The sequence below is a fragment of the Luteibacter aegosomatissinici genome (genome assembly GCF_023078495.1).
GTDB lineage: Bacteria > Pseudomonadota > Gammaproteobacteria > Xanthomonadales > Rhodanobacteraceae > Luteibacter > Luteibacter aegosomatissinici.
On record NZ_CP095742.1, the window covers coordinates 617,584 to 632,559 of the forward strand.

The 14,976-nt window shown below is 64.4% G+C and carries 11 protein-coding genes; 6 read left to right on the plus strand and 5 right to left on the minus strand.

Going from position 1 to position 14,976, the window contains the following annotated elements:
* Positions 1–4: 4 nt before the first annotated feature.
* The gene (locus tag L2Y97_RS02755) at positions 5–538 is read right to left on the minus strand and encodes a TlpA family protein disulfide reductase (RefSeq protein WP_247432683.1); all 534 of its coding nucleotides are present in this window, start codon (positions 536–538) and stop codon (positions 5–7) included.
* The gene (locus tag L2Y97_RS02760) at positions 535–2,772 is read right to left on the minus strand and encodes a protein-disulfide reductase DsbD family protein (protein WP_247432685.1); all 2,238 of its coding nucleotides are present in this window, start codon (positions 2,770–2,772) and stop codon (positions 535–537) included. Before L2Y97_RS02760 ends, L2Y97_RS02755 begins: the two co-directional genes overlap by 4 nt.
* Before the next feature lie 282 nt (positions 2,773–3,054).
* Between L2Y97_RS02760 and groES the strand changes: the two genes are divergently transcribed.
* Both groES and groL read left to right on the plus strand, forming a co-directional pair.
* Positions 3,055–3,348 (plus strand): co-chaperone GroES, encoded by a 294-nt coding sequence (gene groES, locus L2Y97_RS02765; protein ID WP_139979471.1) that lies wholly within the window; start codon positions 3,055–3,057, stop codon positions 3,346–3,348.
* A 96-nt stretch (positions 3,349–3,444) separates the two neighbouring features.
* Positions 3,445–5,088, plus strand: a complete 1,644-nt coding sequence (gene groL / locus L2Y97_RS02770) for a chaperonin GroEL (protein ID WP_247432688.1) — start codon at positions 3,445–3,447, stop codon at positions 5,086–5,088.
* Positions 5,089–5,188: 100 nt separating this feature from the next.
* On the opposite strand, the gene L2Y97_RS02775 is transcribed toward groL, so the two are convergent.
* Positions 5,189–6,190, minus strand: coding sequence for a hypothetical protein (locus L2Y97_RS02775; protein ID WP_247432691.1), 1,002 nt, complete (start codon positions 6,188–6,190; stop codon positions 5,189–5,191).
* Between the two features lie 171 nt (positions 6,191–6,361).
* Positions 6,362–8,257 (minus strand): LTA synthase family protein, encoded by a 1,896-nt coding sequence (locus L2Y97_RS02780; RefSeq protein WP_247432693.1) that lies wholly within the window; start codon positions 8,255–8,257, stop codon positions 6,362–6,364.
* A 178-nt stretch (positions 8,258–8,435) separates the two neighbouring features.
* Here L2Y97_RS02780 and glnE point away from each other — a divergent pair, with 178 nt between their 5' ends.
* From glnE to L2Y97_RS02800, 4 genes are all read left to right on the plus strand, one after another.
* A complete protein-coding gene (glnE, locus tag L2Y97_RS02785) occupies positions 8,436–11,324 on the plus strand; it encodes a bifunctional [glutamate--ammonia ligase]-adenylyl-L-tyrosine phosphorylase/[glutamate--ammonia-ligase] adenylyltransferase (RefSeq protein WP_247432695.1) in 2,889 nt (962 codons plus the stop codon).
* Positions 11,325–11,375: 51 nt separating this feature from the next.
* On the plus strand, positions 11,376–12,311 hold the full coding sequence (locus L2Y97_RS02790) for a nucleoside hydrolase (RefSeq protein WP_247432698.1): 936 nt from the start codon (positions 11,376–11,378) through the stop codon (positions 12,309–12,311).
* A 95-nt stretch (positions 12,312–12,406) separates the two neighbouring features.
* A complete protein-coding gene (locus L2Y97_RS02795) occupies positions 12,407–12,652 on the plus strand; it encodes a type B 50S ribosomal protein L31 (RefSeq protein ID WP_045827588.1) in 246 nt (81 codons plus the stop codon).
* Positions 12,653–12,922: 270 nt separating this feature from the next.
* Entirely contained in the window at positions 12,923–14,218 is a 1,296-nt protein-coding gene (locus tag L2Y97_RS02800) for a citrate synthase (RefSeq protein WP_247432700.1), read from the plus strand.
* Between the two features lie 99 nt (positions 14,219–14,317).
* Here the strand turns inward: L2Y97_RS02800 and L2Y97_RS02805 are convergent, their stop codons facing one another.
* Positions 14,318–14,968 (minus strand): hypothetical protein, encoded by a 651-nt coding sequence (locus L2Y97_RS02805; protein WP_247432702.1) that lies wholly within the window; start codon positions 14,966–14,968, stop codon positions 14,318–14,320.
* Positions 14,969–14,976 lie beyond the last annotated feature (8 nt).

A 14,976-nucleotide genomic window follows, 5' to 3' on the forward strand; every position in this document is an offset into this window, starting at 1 on the left:
AGACTCAGGGCGCGAGCCATTCGGCGAGCTCTGCTTCGCTGAACGTACCCATCTTGCGGCGGAGGATACGCCCATCTGCGCCGACCAGGACGCTGTAAGGCAACACCTGCCGGGTATTACCGAACGAGAGCGAGCCGCCGGGGGCATCGCTGGCGCCGATGACAATGGGGTACGCCACGGGGTCCTTGAGCAGGTGGGCACGAACGGCCGGCGCAATGTCCTCGGCAACGCCGAGGATCATCACGCCATGGTCGCTGGCACCCTTGGCTGCGGCGCTCAGCAGCGGCATTTCCTGCCGGCACGGGCCGCACCAGGTGGCCCAGAAGTTGATCAGCACCTTCTTGCCGCGCCAATCCTTGAGCGGCCGCGGCTTGCCGTCGGTGCTGAGCCACGTCGCGTCAGGTGCCATGTCACCCACCACCGCGATCGTCACCCCGTCGATTTGCGACGGATGCTGGCGCCTGTATTCAAGCCACAGGCCCAGCGCTGCCGCCGCTACGGCGAGCAAAACGATCCAGAAGGTGGGGCCGCGCCTCATGACCCGGATGCGGTATCCAGCGCCTGCCGGACGGTGTCCTGGGTCAGCACGGTCGAGAGCTTCTTACCTTCGCCACCGCCCTTGGGGTACACGACGTAGAGCGGGACGCCGACGGAATGCCACTGCTCCAGGAAGGCCGCAATCGTGGTGTTCACATCGGTCCAGTCGCCTTTCATATAGACGGTGCCGGTGCGCTTGAGCAGGTCGCGGAAAGCATCGGTATCCAGCACGGCGCGCTCATTGGCCTTGCAGGTGATGCACCAGTCAGCGGTCATGTCGACGAGCACCGGTGTGCCGGCCGCGCGAAGCTCGGCGAGTTTCGCCGGTGAATACGGCACGGAGCCATCCGAGGCCACCTGCGTGGTCGTCGGCGCGGGCAGGCCGTGCACGGTCCAGAGGGCGGCCACCGCACCGATACCGAGCACCGCCGTGAACACCCAGGCAATCCGCCCGCCACGGCTGCGCCCGTACCACCACAGGGCCATGGCCAGCAGGACGCCGCCACCCAGCACGAGTGCCGCGGCATCCGCACCGCGCTGCTTGGCCAGCACCCACAGCAGCCACACGGCCGTGAGGTACATCGGGAATGCGAGCGCTTGCTTCAGCGTCTCCATCCAACGGCCCGGGCGGGGCAACATGCGCGCCACGGCGGGCACGAAGCCCATTAGCAGGAAGGGCAGCGCCAGGCCCAGCCCCAGGGCCACGAAAATAAGGAAGGCCACGTAGAGCGGCGCGGCAAAGGCGAACGCTATGGCCGAGCCCATGAACGGCGCGGTGCACGGGCTGGCGACGACCACGGCCAGTACGCCGGTGAAGAAATCGCCGGTGGGGCCCGAGCGCGACGCCAGGCCGCTACCCACGTTACCCAGGGAGCCACCCACCTCGAACACGCCCGACATGGAAAGGCCGATCGCGAGCATGACGTAGACGAGCGCGCCGACGATCACGGGCTGCTGGAACTGGGCACCCCACTGCAGGCCGTGCCCGGCCGCACGGATACCGACCACGACAAGGCCCAGCAGCGTGAACGCCAACATGACGCCCGCCGTGTACCAAAGGGCATGCTTACGGGCGGCCGCGGGGCTTTCACCGCTTTCCAGCACCGTGATCGCCTTCAGCGACAGCACCGGCAGCACGCAGGGCATCAGGTTGAGGATGAGGCCGCCCAGCAGGGCCAGGCCGATCGCGGCGATAAAGCCGACCTTCGCTTCGCCACCGGGCATCAAGTCGGCGGGTGGCGGCGTGGGGGCGACCTCGGCGGGCGTCGCGGTGGCCGGGGCCGATTCGGCGGTGTTGCTCACGGTGACAGCGCCCGAGGCGAGGTCCGCGCTCAAGTGACGGGTCATGACCGGGTAGCAAATGCCATTCTCCAGGCAGCCCTGGTAGGCGATGTCCAGCTCCACCTTCTTCGACGCATCCGCGCCCGTCAGTGGCACCGGCACTTCCACCTGGTCGAAATACACGATGGTGTCGCCGAAGTGCTCGTCGTGGTGGGCGATGCCGCTGGGCCAGTCCGGCTCGCCTGCGCTTACGCCCGCTGGCGAGGTGACCTTGATCTCGGTCTTGTCGCGGTAGAGGTAGTAATCCTTGGGCATCGTCCAGCGCAGGAGCAGGCTCTTGCCGTCCTTCGCAAGGGCTTCGAAGCGGAACGCCTGGTCGGCCGGGAGCGCTTGCGCGTCGGTACCCGGGGTGGCCGCCGGGGAGCCGAGCAGCGCGGCGCCGTTGCCCTTTGCCGCTGGCGCCGCAGGGCCCGTGTCGCCGGGAATCGTCGATGGGCCGCCGATGGTGAGCTTCAGGTGCTCGGTGTTCGGCGGGTAGCAGATCTTCGGCTCCACCTCGTGGCAGCCCTGGTACTGCACATCGAGGGCCAGTGTCTTGTTCGCCGCATCGGCCAGGGTGTAAGGCAGCGTGGCCTCGATGTCCCCGTGGTAGATCTCGACGTCACCCAGGTACTCGTCGTGCTTCTTGATGCCATCGGGCAGGGCCGGCTCGCCGAGCTTCACCGTGGCGGGATCAGCCGCCTTGATCTTGATCCGGCCACGGTACAGGTAGTAGTCCGGGGCGATGCGCCAGTGCAGCTTCACCACACCCGGCTGGCTGGCATCGGTGGTGAGATGGAAGGCCTGGGTGACCGGCAGCAGGTTGTCATCATCCTGCGCCAGGGCGGGCAGGGCGAACAGGCTGAGGCTGGCCAGGGCGGCCAGGCTCCGGATCAGGCGGGCGAACGACGGCATGGTGTCTCCATGGATCGGATCGGTGCGGCGACGAACCGCAAGGGCGTCGATGATTATGACCGGGTGAGTGCGGATTAGCTTGCAGCGGCGTTGCCGCAGGGCCGAACTGGCTTTTTTTGAACCCGGAGACCTTGAACCGTTTCGTAGCGCCGCCATGTCTCGGCCATCCAAAGCTCTTCCGATTGAGGGCGTGCTTTGGCTAGAATTCTGGCACTCACCCTGGCCAAGTGCTAACGGGGTGGCCATTTTCTTATTCATATCAACCACCTGCTTGGAGTTACCATGAGCAAGCTGCGCCCGTTGCACGATCGCGTCATCGTCAAGCGTCTGGAAGAGGAGCGCGTCTCCGCCGGCGGTATCGTCATTCCGGATAGCGCCACCGAAAAGCCCACCCGCGGCAAGGTCATCGCCGCCGGTAACGGCCGCATCCAGGAAGACGGCAAGGTCCGTCCGATGTCGGTGAAGGAAGGTGACACCGTCCTGTTCGGCAAGTACGCCGGCCAGGAAATCAAGATCGACGGCGAAGAGCTGGTCTTCCTGAAGGAAGACGACATCGTGGCGGTTATCGAAGGGTAAAGCGTGACGCGTCAGTAGTTAGCTGCCGACGCTCCGTTTTCGCACCCCGCCCCTGCTTCCGCTTATCTATTTACTCTTTACCTAAGGATTTTTCCCATGGCATCGAAAGAAGTTCGCTTCGGCGAAGACGTCCGCGCCCGCATGCTGAAGGGTGTGAACACCCTCGCCAATGCCGTCAAGGTCACCCTGGGCCCGAAGGGCCGCAACGTCGTGCTCGAGAAGAGCTTCGGCACCCCGACCGTCACGAAGGACGGTGTCTCGGTCGCCAAGGAAATCGAACTGGCTGACAAGTACGAGAACATCGGCGCCCAGATCGTGAAGGAAGCCGCCTCGAAGACCTCCGACGTGGCCGGTGACGGCACCACGACGGCCACCGTCCTCGCCCAGGCGTTCATCCAGGAAGGCCTCAAGGCCGTCGCCGCCGGCATCAACCCGATGGACCTCAAGCGCGGTATCGACCAGGCCGTCGTGGCCGCCGTCGGCGAGCTGAAGTCGCTGTCGAAGCCCACCGCTGACGACAAGGCCATTGCCCAGGTCGGCACCATCTCGGCCAACTCCGATGCCAACATCGGCGACATCATCGCTACCGCGATGAAGAAGGTCGGCAAGGAAGGCGTGATCACGGTCGAAGAAGGCTCGGGCCTCGAGAACGAACTCGACGTCGTCGAAGGCATGCAGTTCGATCGCGGCTACCTGTCGCCGTACTTCATCAACAACCAGCAGTCGCAGCAGGTTGAACTGGACGACCCGTTCATCCTCATCCACGACAAGAAGATCTCGAACGTCCGCGAACTCCTCCCGGCGCTCGAAGCCGTCGCGAAGGCCGGCAAGCCGCTGCTGATCGTGGCTGAAGAAGTGGAAGGCGAAGCCCTCGCTACCCTCGTCGTCAACACCATCCGTGGCATCGTCAAGGTCGCCGCCGTCAAGGCGCCGGGCTTCGGTGATCGCCGCAAGGCCATCCTGGAAGATATCGCCACGCTGACCAACGGCGTCGTCATCTCCGAGGAAGTGGGCCTGCAGCTCGACAAGGCCACGATCAACGATCTGGGCCGCGCCAAGCGCGTCGTCATCACCAAGGAAAACACCACGATCATCGATGGTGCCGGCGAAGGCGAGAAGATCCAGGCCCGCATCGGCCAGATCAAGGCGCAGATCGAAGAGACCTCGTCGGATTACGACCGTGAGAAGCTGCAGGAGCGCGTGGCCAAGCTGGCCGGCGGCGTTGCTGTCATCAAGGTCGGTGCCGCTACCGAAGTCGAAATGAAGGAAAAGAAGGCCCGCGTCGAAGACGCCCTGCACGCCACGCGCGCAGCCGTCGAAGAAGGCGTGGTCCCGGGCGGCGGCGTCGCCCTGATCCGTGCGCTCAAGGCCCTCGAAGGCCTGAAGGGTGCCAACCAGGACCAGGACCTCGGCATCGCCATCACCCGTCGCACGCTGGAAGCCCCGCTGCGCGCCATCGTCACGAACGCCGGCGAAGAAGCCTCGGTCGTGGTGAACAAGGTGAAGGAAGGCAACGGTAACTTCGGTTACAACGCTGCCAATGGTGAGTTCGGTGACATGATCGCCTTCGGCATCCTGGATCCGACCAAGGTCACCCGTTCGGCCCTGCAGTTCGCTGCCTCGGTCGCCGGTTCGATCATCACCACCGAAGCCGCCGTGACCGAAGTGCCGAAGAAGGACGACGGCGCTGGCCACGGTGCCCCGGGTGGCATGGGCGGCATGGGTGGCATGGACTTCTAAGTCCTGGTTTACCTGTTCGCTTTACGAAAAAAGCCCCGCGAAAGCGGGGCTTTTTTTGTTGACCGCAGGCATCCGCGGGAGCGCACCTGCGCGATCGGCCTCAGTAAGAAATCGTCGCCGATGTCGCCGTCGTGCTAAGCCCGTAATTGCACTGCGGGTCGATGCCGGACGTATCGCTCCCCTGCCACGGCGGGTTCGAAACCCGCGTATTGTTGCGGTCGTACACCTGGATATTGCGGAAGGTGATGGGTCCGCCGGGATACTCTCCGCAGGTCGATACGTTGTAGACCTCCAGGACCCCTCCGAAGACCCACGTGAGGTCGGCGTACGGGTTCGTCGTCAGCGAGCTGGTCTGGCCGGTCGTCGTATTCCGCGAATCGATCTTCCAGGTCGAACACGCCTGCCCAGCGGCGCAGGTCGAATAGGTGTCGCCCACAACGACATCGCCTGCTTTCGCCGCAACAGGATCGCTGTGGAACGTCGTGCCATCGACGCAGCAATTCCAGCTGGCGAGTGTCCAGGCCTTGTCGCCGTACCCATTCCAGCCGAGCACCGGCTGAAGGATCGATTGCACGGTGGGAAGCTGTTCGAGGCCCGGGAAGAAATAGATCACCTGGTCGTCCTTCGTCGACGGCGCCGTTGGTACGGTCCAGGTCGCGACGATGCGACCAATGGGCTTTGAGCTCGAGTAATTCGCTGCCTGCACCCAACCGCTTTGCTCCGGCGGCGGTGTGGCCGTGAGGCTGCGCCGTCCATTCGGCTCAATGCGTTCGCCCTGCAGCGAGAAGTTTGCTTTGCCGCAGGCAGGCGCTTTCTCGCTCACGCCCGAGGCACGACGGATCAAGCCGCTGGCCTGCAATTCGTCCCCCTGGTGAATCGTTGCGACGCAATCGGGCGAGAAGTACCCGTTGGGCGTTACGACGTAATCATCGGGCACGCCCGATGGCTTCGCTTGCGTGGACATGCTCCCGACTCGCGTGAGTTCGGGCGTGGGAGCGCTGGCGCGCTGGTCGGCAGCCTGCACGGCTGCGGCGAAGACGAGCATGGCAACGATGGCGCCGACACGTGCCGTGGCCTTGCCCAGTGAAGCGAATCTCTTCATGCGTGTGACTCCTGCCTTGATGGGTAGAGTCCATGAAGTGCCAGCCGACCCCGGCCAGCACGCGCCCCCGTTCCGCCACCCGGTTAGCGAGTGGAAGAACGAAGGCTAGTGGCGTGTTCTCGCGAGAACTGTGACGCGTGTGGCGTTAGCGGCGTTCCTGCCGCCTGTGCGCTACTGGCCTGCGCCCGCAGCGGCATCTTCTTCTGCGGAGCCTGCCTGGCGTGCAACGAGCGCTGGATCGGGCGTCGTGAACTGCGCGACCAACGGATCAAGTTTCCGTTTGATCCTCAGCATCGCGACGTTGCCCATGGAGACGTCGGTGTACTTCAGCTGGCTATCCTCGGGGGCCGCGGGCGCATCCGGTGCATGCGTCAGTGCGGCCAGCTTCGGCGTCGCAACCAGCTGCGTGAGTGCGAAATACGCATCGTCGTGAATGCCCGCATCTTCCATTAGTCGGCCGGGAAGCATCCACGCGGCGAGATCGCCATTGCGCGGTGCGGGGCCGTCACCATGCGCATCGATCAGGATATAAGGCACGGTTTGCGTGAGCATGTCGCTGCCGTTAGCGAAGCCTGCCTTCGCATACGTCTCGGTAAGGGCCGGCAGGTGGTCGCCGTAGAAGAGCAGCAACGTCGGGCGTTCACGATGCTTGAGCAGGTCAGCCAGGCGGCCCAGTTCCGCATCGGCGTGGCGCATATGATAGATGTAGTTGCGCAGCTGCAGCTTCGCATCATCGCTGATGCCCTCGGGCACGGGAATGGCATTGCGCTCGGCCGTATCGGCGATCGTCGACTTATCGTACGGGCCATGCGCTTCCATGCTGATCGCAAAGACAAAGCGCGGTGGGCCATCGTTCCTCAGTTGCGACATGATTTCGTCGGTCATGGCGCTGTCGGGCATGTATTCGCCGTTCTTCGTCGCGCCTGCCGGGAAATCCTTCTGCGATATGAAGCGATCAAAGCCAAGCGAACGGAATGCGGAGGTGCGGTTCCAGAAGCCGGGGTCGTTACCGTGCACGGCGATGGTTTCATAGCCGTGTGAGCGCAGCGCGCGCACCATGCCAGGCATGACGCTCGCATGCATCTGCAGATAAGGGAACTGCATGGTGGGGAAGTAGCGCAGGGACAAGCCCGTCAACACTTCGAATTCGGTGCGGATGGTGCCGCCACCGTAGGTCGGTACGTGCAGCTGGCCCGAGCTGGCGTGTTCGGCAAGCCGGTGCAGGTTCGGTGCGAGATCGGCATGCTCCAGCCCTTTGATAACCGAGGGATCGAAGAACGACTCACTCTGGATCACCACGATATCGGGCGTCTGGCGCGTATTCGTTGCGGCCCGCGCCATGTGTTGGCGCAGGCTCGCGTCGCTGGCGCTGATGAAACGGTTGGCCTCGGCCGGATCCGGCTTCGTCTGCTTGCCCGCGTTCTGCAGGCGGAACTGCATGAGTGTGGTGACCACGCCGTTGTAGCCGGCGTTGGCAGACGCAGACCAGGGCTGCATGCCCAGGCGGTCCTTGTCGTACATGTGCGACCACGCGGGCATGCCCGCAAACAATGTCGCCATCAATGCAACCAGCGCCACGCCGCTGACAAGGCGGCGCCCATGCGTGCGGCGCGCGAACAGTGGCGGCTCGTAGCGGGCGAGCGCCACGATCAGGGCGATGGTGATGGCGATCGCGAGATAGGGGAGAGGGTTGGCGGGCAAGTAGCCGCCCAGCAAATGCAGGCCGCCGTTCTTGAGTTGGCCCACCATGCGGAAGTCAGCCGGCAAAAGGGGTGAGCCGAGGTTCTTCATCTTGATGGCGCTTACCGCCAGCACGATGCCCTGGGCCAGGAACGCGAGCGCGAATGACAGGACCGCCCGGCGGGTAAGCACGAGCAGCAGGGTGGCGCAGAGCAGGCCGGGAAACGCATTGGCGAACAGGTGCCAGGGTCGCTCCGCCCACTCGGACGTGGCCACGCCGGGGTTGCCATCAAGGAAGCCGGTATAAAGCACGAACGCCAGCGCCAGGCTCACCGGGAGGATGATCCGGCCCAGGGTCTCGCGCCAACCCGTTGAATTACCTTTCATAAAATCCCTCATGTCACGCCCCTGTCGCGAGGGGACACGAACTGTAACGAAGCGGACATGAACCGGTTGTCAGGGAAAACCCCTCTTTTGCATACGATTTTTCGTACGCTTCTGCCGGAATTGTCTGCAAAGGGCGTCGCAGCGCGCTTACGCCGGAGTCAGGCACAATGACTGCCCAATGAATGATTCCAACGCCACCCCGCGCGAAAGCGCCGACCTCCGTGCCCTGATCGATCAGCGTTACGCGGATGTTATGGCCGCATGCCGAGCCGCCCGGATTCCTCTTCACGATGATGCCGGCGTGGCTGAGCGCGTGCGCCGCACCTTGCTGGCATCCGACTTCGCCTACGACGTCCTGCGTCGCCAGCCGGAGTTGCTCGCGCCGGCGGGTCTTGAGCGGTTGCGTGCGAACACCGATGCCTCGACGCGTGGGGCGACCCTTGAGCTGCCCGCGGACGAAGAGCGTTGCATGACGGTGCTGCGCCGCTTTCGCCATGCAGAGGCCGTTCGCCTCGTGTTCCGCGATGTCAACGGCCTCGATGACATCGACGAAACGCTGTCCTCCACCAGCGCCCTGTACGAAACGTTGCTGGCGGTGGCATTGCGCTGGTCGGAGAACGCCATGCACGCGCGCTACGGCATGCCTCGTGATGCGGCCGGGAAAGAGCAGCGCATGGTGGTGCTTGGCTTCGGCAAGCTCGGTGGCAACGAACTGAATTTCTCTTCCGATATCGACCTGGTACTGGCGTATTCCTCGGGCGGCGAGACCGATGGATCGCGGCCGCTCGATAACGGCGAATACTTCGTGCGCGAAGGACGCCAGCTGGTACGGTTGCTGGCGGAGCCGACGGTTGATGGCATCTGCGCGCGCGTAGATTTGCGTCTGCGTCCCTTCGGCAATGCGGGCCGCCTCGCGCTGCCTTTCGCCGCCATGGAGCAGTACTACCAGCGCGAAGGCCGCGACTGGGAGCGCTACGCATGGATCAAGGCGCGTCCCGTCGCGGGTGACCGCACGGCAGGCCGTGAATTGCAGGATATGCTGCGCCCCTTCGTCTACCGCCGCTACCTGGATTACACGGCGTTCGCGGGCTTGCGCGAGATGAAGGCGCTGATCGATGCGGAGGTGGCGCGCAAGGACCTGGCGGGGAACCTCAAGCTTGGCCCGGGTGGCATCCGCGAGATCGAGTTCGTGGTGCAGCTCACGCAGATGATCCGCGGAGGGCGCGACCCCGCCCTGCGTGTGCGCGGCCTGTTGCCGGCCCTGCGCGCATGCGAATCACGTGGCTACATTCCCAAGGCGCGTGCGAAGCTGCTTCGCGATGCCTATGTTTTCCTTCGTCGACTGGAAAATCGCGTGCAGATGCTGCGTGACGCGCAGACGCACGATATTCCCGACGATGCTTTATCGCGCGAGCGCCTCGCGCTCGGACTCGATTACGCCTCGTGGGATGCGCTGGCGGTTGATCTTGGCAGGCACCGTACGGCGGTATCCGCGGAGTTCGCCGCGGTGTTGGTTCCGCAGGCCGGGCAGACGGCAAGTGCGCCTGCAGCGGACGTCGAGCTGTGGCAGGCGGCACGCGACGAAACCCTTACCGCGGAAACCATGGCTGCCTCGGGCTTTGTGCCCGGGCATGAGGCCGCGGACGAGCTTGGCAAGCTGCCCCGCGCAGCGTCCGTGCGCTCCATGTCCGCCCGCTCGGGCGAGCGCCTCGAGCGGCTGATGCCGCAGCTCATTGCCGCGGCGCGCGCGAGCGCGTCACCTGTTCCAAGCCTCTTGCGCATGGTCCGCCTGGTGCAGGCGGTCGCGCGCCGTTCGTCTTACCTTGCCTTGCTCGACGAGCAGCCGAGCGCGCGTCGACGCGTGGCCAGCGTGTTCGCCGAAAGTGCGTTTCTCGCCGAGCGCGTTATCGCGCAGCCACTGTTGCTCGATGACGTGCTTGACCCCCGCATTGACCAGTTGCCGTTGAAGCGTGCGGATATCGCGGCCGAGATCGTTCGTTCGCTAGGTACGCTCGATGAACGCGATGCCGAGCGCGAACTCGAGCGCATAAATGAATTTCGCTCCAGCATCGCGTTCCGGCTGGGCCTCGCGTTCAGCGATGGCCGTGCGGATGCGCCAGCGACAGCGCGCCGCCTTGCGGGGCTGGCTGAAGCGGTTATCGGTGCCGTGCTTGCGCTTGCCGTACGCGAGATGACTGCGCAGCATGGTCGTATCCCAGGAAATGGGATCGGCTTCGCGGTGCTCGGCTACGGCAGCCTCGGTGGCGAAGAGCTTGGTTTCGCGTCGGATCTGGATCTTGTGTTCGTCTATGATGGCAAGCGTGCCAACGCCATGAGCGATGGTGCGCGGCCGGTGGACGGAACGCGGTGGTACCAGCGCCTGGCGCAACGCGTGATGCACTGGCTTGGTGCGCAAACGCACGCGGGCAGTCTTTACGATGTGGATACGCGCCTGCGCCCGGATGGTTCGAAGGGTTTGCTCGTGGCGAGCGTCGATGCCTTCGAGGCTTACCAGCGCGATCGTGCGTGGACCTGGGAACACCAGGCGCTGCAGCGCGCGCGTTTTGTCGCGGGTGATGCAGCAGTTGGCGCCATGCTCGAAGCCGTGCGCAGGGATATCCTCGCTACGGTTCGCGACAAGGCGCGCGTGCTCGCCGAAGTAGGTGCGATGCGTGCACGCTGGCGCGCGGAGCGTGATCGCTCCGATGCGGCCCACATCGACCTCAAGCAGGGCAGGGGAGCGCTCATCGATATCGAGTTCGTGCTGCAGGGCCTGGTGCTGGCGCATGCGGCCGAATACCCGGGCATTCTGGAGACCACGGCCAACAGCGTGCTCATCGACGAAATCCGTGCGGCGGGCCTGTTTACGCAGGCCCAGGCGGATACCCTGCATGTCGCCCATGCCGACCTTTTGCAGATGGGCCTTACCTGCACGCTGGACCTGCGTCCGCGCGTAGCGGCACGCACGGCACAGCTGGAAGCGCTGTGCGCTGCCGTGGAGCGGGTCATCGGCGAGCTGGGCTTCGATTTCGGTGCGGGCGCTGCCGTGGAAGCCAAGGCTGTCTGAACGCACGAAGCGGCGCTATGCTGTCCGGCCATCCATGGATGCAACCGCAAGATGACACGACTGCCGCTGCTGATCGATACCGACCCGGGCGTGGATGACGCCCTCGCCATCCTCATGGCGCATGCGCATACCGACGTGGCCGCCCTGACGGTGGCCGCCGGCAATGTCGGCCTGAAGCACACGGTGCGCAATGCGCGCACGCTGGTGGATCTGGTCGGGGCGACGACCCCGGTATTCGCGGGGTGCCCGTCGCCCCTGGTGCGAGCCCCCGAAGAAGATGCCGCCTTTGTCCATGGCGAAGATGGTTTCGGTGACGTGGGCTTCCCCGAGCCAAAGCACAAAGCCGAGGCCGAGCATGCCGCGCTGGCGCTCATCCGCCTCACGAACGAGCGTCCGGGCGAGTTGACCCTGGTGGCGCTCGGGCCCCTGACCAACCTCGCCCTGGCTGTTCGGCTGGATCCGTCGTTCCCGCAGCGCGTGAAGCGCCTGGTCATCATGGGCGGGGCGGTCACGGGCCACGGCAACACCGGCAAGGTACCCGCCGAGTTCAACATCGGGTTCGATCCGGAAGCCGCGCACGTGGTGTTCGAGGCTTTCGAGATGTTTGACCTCGTCGACTGGGAGGCGACGGTTCGCCACGCGTTCCCTGATGACATCTATGAAGGCTGGGTGGCCAAGGGCGACAAGCGTGCCGCCTTCTTCCATGACGTGTTCGCCACGGCGCGCCGCTTCAATGCCGAGCACGAGCGCACGGGTTTCATCGTGGCCGATGCGCTGGCCATGGCCGTGGCACTGGATCCGGGCATGATCACCCGCGCCGAGACCCGCCATGTGGCGGTTGAGCTCGATGGCCGGCTGACCCGCGGCGCCACCGTCGTCGACTGGCACAAGCGCCTGGGCGGCCGCCCGAACGCCCGCATCGTCCTCGACGTGGACCAGGCCCGGTTCGGCCAGCTGATCGCGAACGCCCTAGGCAACCCGGCCTGACCGGGGGGCGGTGCTGGCTGGGGGTTGGTTGCTAAGTGACCAGCCCCCGGCTACAATGCCGCTCTTTTCACCCCGCCATTCAAGAAGTCACGATCATGAAAGAGAACATCCACCCGAAGTACCAGCCGGTCGTTTTCCAGGACCTGTCGTCGGATTTCGCGTTCCTGACGCGCTCGACCATGTCCTCGAAGGAAACCGTGAAGTGGGAAGACGGTAACGAATACCCGGTCATCAAGCTGGATATCACCAGCCACTCGCACCCGTTCTACACGGGTAAGCAGAAGACCCTCGACGTGGGCGGCCGCGTCGACAAGTTCCGCCAGCGCTACGGCAAGAAGTAAGCCGTAAGCGATCCGCGCGCCGCCTGCGGGGTGGCGTTTCGCGAGGATAGACGGACACGGGGCGAGCCCATGGCTTGCCCCGTGTCTTTTTGCGTGCGTGTCTTTCACTTTGGTCGAACGGTCGTTCGAGCAGGGGATGTGCGATAATGGGGAACTTCGGTCGCCGCCGGCGGCCGGTACGGGGGCTTCCCCACGCCCTCGTTTCATCCACATCCCAAGCGCCGCCCTCCCCGGGTGGCGTGGTCCGAAAGAGTGATAGAGGAGCTCGCCGTGTCCGACGCCAAAACCGTCAAATTGGTCGATGAATCCAACAAGCCCGTAAGCGAACTGCCGGTCATCGGCGGCACGCTGGGTGCAGAGTGCGTTGACATCGGCACCCTGTACAAGGACACCGGTTACTTCACCTACGACCCGGGCTACGGCAGCACGGCCAGCACCAAGAGCGCCATCACCTACATCGACGGCGACAAGGGTGTCCTGCTGTACCGCGGCTACCCGATCGAGCAGCTGGCTGAGAAGTCCACCTTCCTCGAAACCTCGTACCTGCTGCTCAACGGCGAGCTGCCGTCCAAGCCGCAGTTCGAGAAGTTCTCGAACGACATCACGCACCACTCGATGATGCACGAGAACCTGAAGGACTTCCTGAAGGGCTTCCACCACAACGCGCACCCGATGGCCATGCTGGCTGCGTCGGTCGCGTCGCTGTCGGCGTTCTACCACGACAACCTGAATGTCGAGAACCCGGAAGACCGCAAGCTGGCCGCCATCCGCCTCATCGCGAAGATGCCGACCATCGCTTCGGCGATCTACCGCCACTCGATCGGCTGGCCGAACCGCTACCCGCGCAACAACCTTGAGTACGTCACCCGCTTCCTGCACACCATGTTCGAGGTGCCGAGCGAGACGTATCACGTGAACCCGGTCGTGGCCAAGGCGCTCGACCTGCTGTTCATCCTCCACGCCGACCACGAGCAGAATGCCTCGACGTCGACGGTTCGCCTGGTGGGCTCCACCGGTGCCAACCCGTACGCGTCGGTCGCCGCCGGCATCACCGCGCTCTGGGGTCCGGCCCACGGCGGCGCGAACGAAGCCGTGCTGCTGCAGCTCGAAGAAATCGGCACGGCCGACAAGGTCGAGAACGCGGTCAAGCGTGCCAAGGACAAGAACGATTCGTTCCGTCTCATGGGCTTCGGCCACCGCGTGTACAAGAACTTCGATCCGCGCGCCAAGATCATCCGCGAGGCGTGCCACAACGTGCTCAACGAGCTCGGCGTGAACGATCCGCTCCTCGAAGTCGCCATGAAGCTGGAAGAGGCTGCGCTGAAGGACGAGTACTTCGTCGAGCGCAAGCTGTACCCGAACGTCGACTTCTACTCGGGCATCATCTACAAGGCCCTGGGCATCCCGACCGAGATGTTCACCGTCATGTTCGCCATTGCGCGCACGTCCGGCTGGATCTCGCACTGGATCGAACAGCACGAAACCCCGGGGTCGCGCATCGGCCGCCCGCGCCAGATCTACACCGGTGCGGATGTTCGCGATTACGTTTCGAGCGACAAGCGCTAAAAGAAGAAAGCCCGCGAAAGCGGGCTTTTTTTTGGCTGCTCATTGAGACGCTGGTATTGAGTTCTGTGCAGGAGCGCGCTTGCGCTCCTACATTTCTCCTTAGCTGCTGAAGGCCGCGATATCTTCTTCGGCTAGCAGGTCCTGGATCATCGCGCGCGTTGCTCGGCGCATCGGTCGTTCATCGACGCGATCCAGCGGCGCCTGGCGCAATGCATCGAGTGGCAGGACGGTGATATCAAACGGGATGCCATCGGCACCGAACAGGAGCACGGGGTGCTCGCTCTGCTCGCTGTTCGACCAGCGCAAACGGCGGGTCTGCGTTTCAAGCGGGATGCCTTGTTCCTGCAGGAACAGGCCCGGTGCCTCCGGATCGTCGCTGTAAACATGCAGGCAGACCGCGGAGTGTTCGTCGGCAGTACCTTCCAGTACCGCGCCGACCAGTCGTGAATCAAAGCTGCGCAGGAAGCGCATGGCTTCCACGGCGGCCTCGCGTCGAGCGCGTAAGGCTTGCGGTTGCGTATCCCCGTGGAAGATGCGCTGGTGTTCGCGCAGCGCATCCTCGATTTCCTGGTTGCGGGGCAGGGCCTGTGTATCGACGATGCCAAGCCGTTCGGCGGCTTTCAGTTTCGCGTGGTGGAAGTCACGAATGCCATGCTCGCTCATCAGGCGTGCCGCCTCCTGGGCTACCAGGACACGGTTACGCTGCGTCTTGTCCTGGGCATGGATCCTGTGGTGTTCGCCTCGTGCCATGACTCACC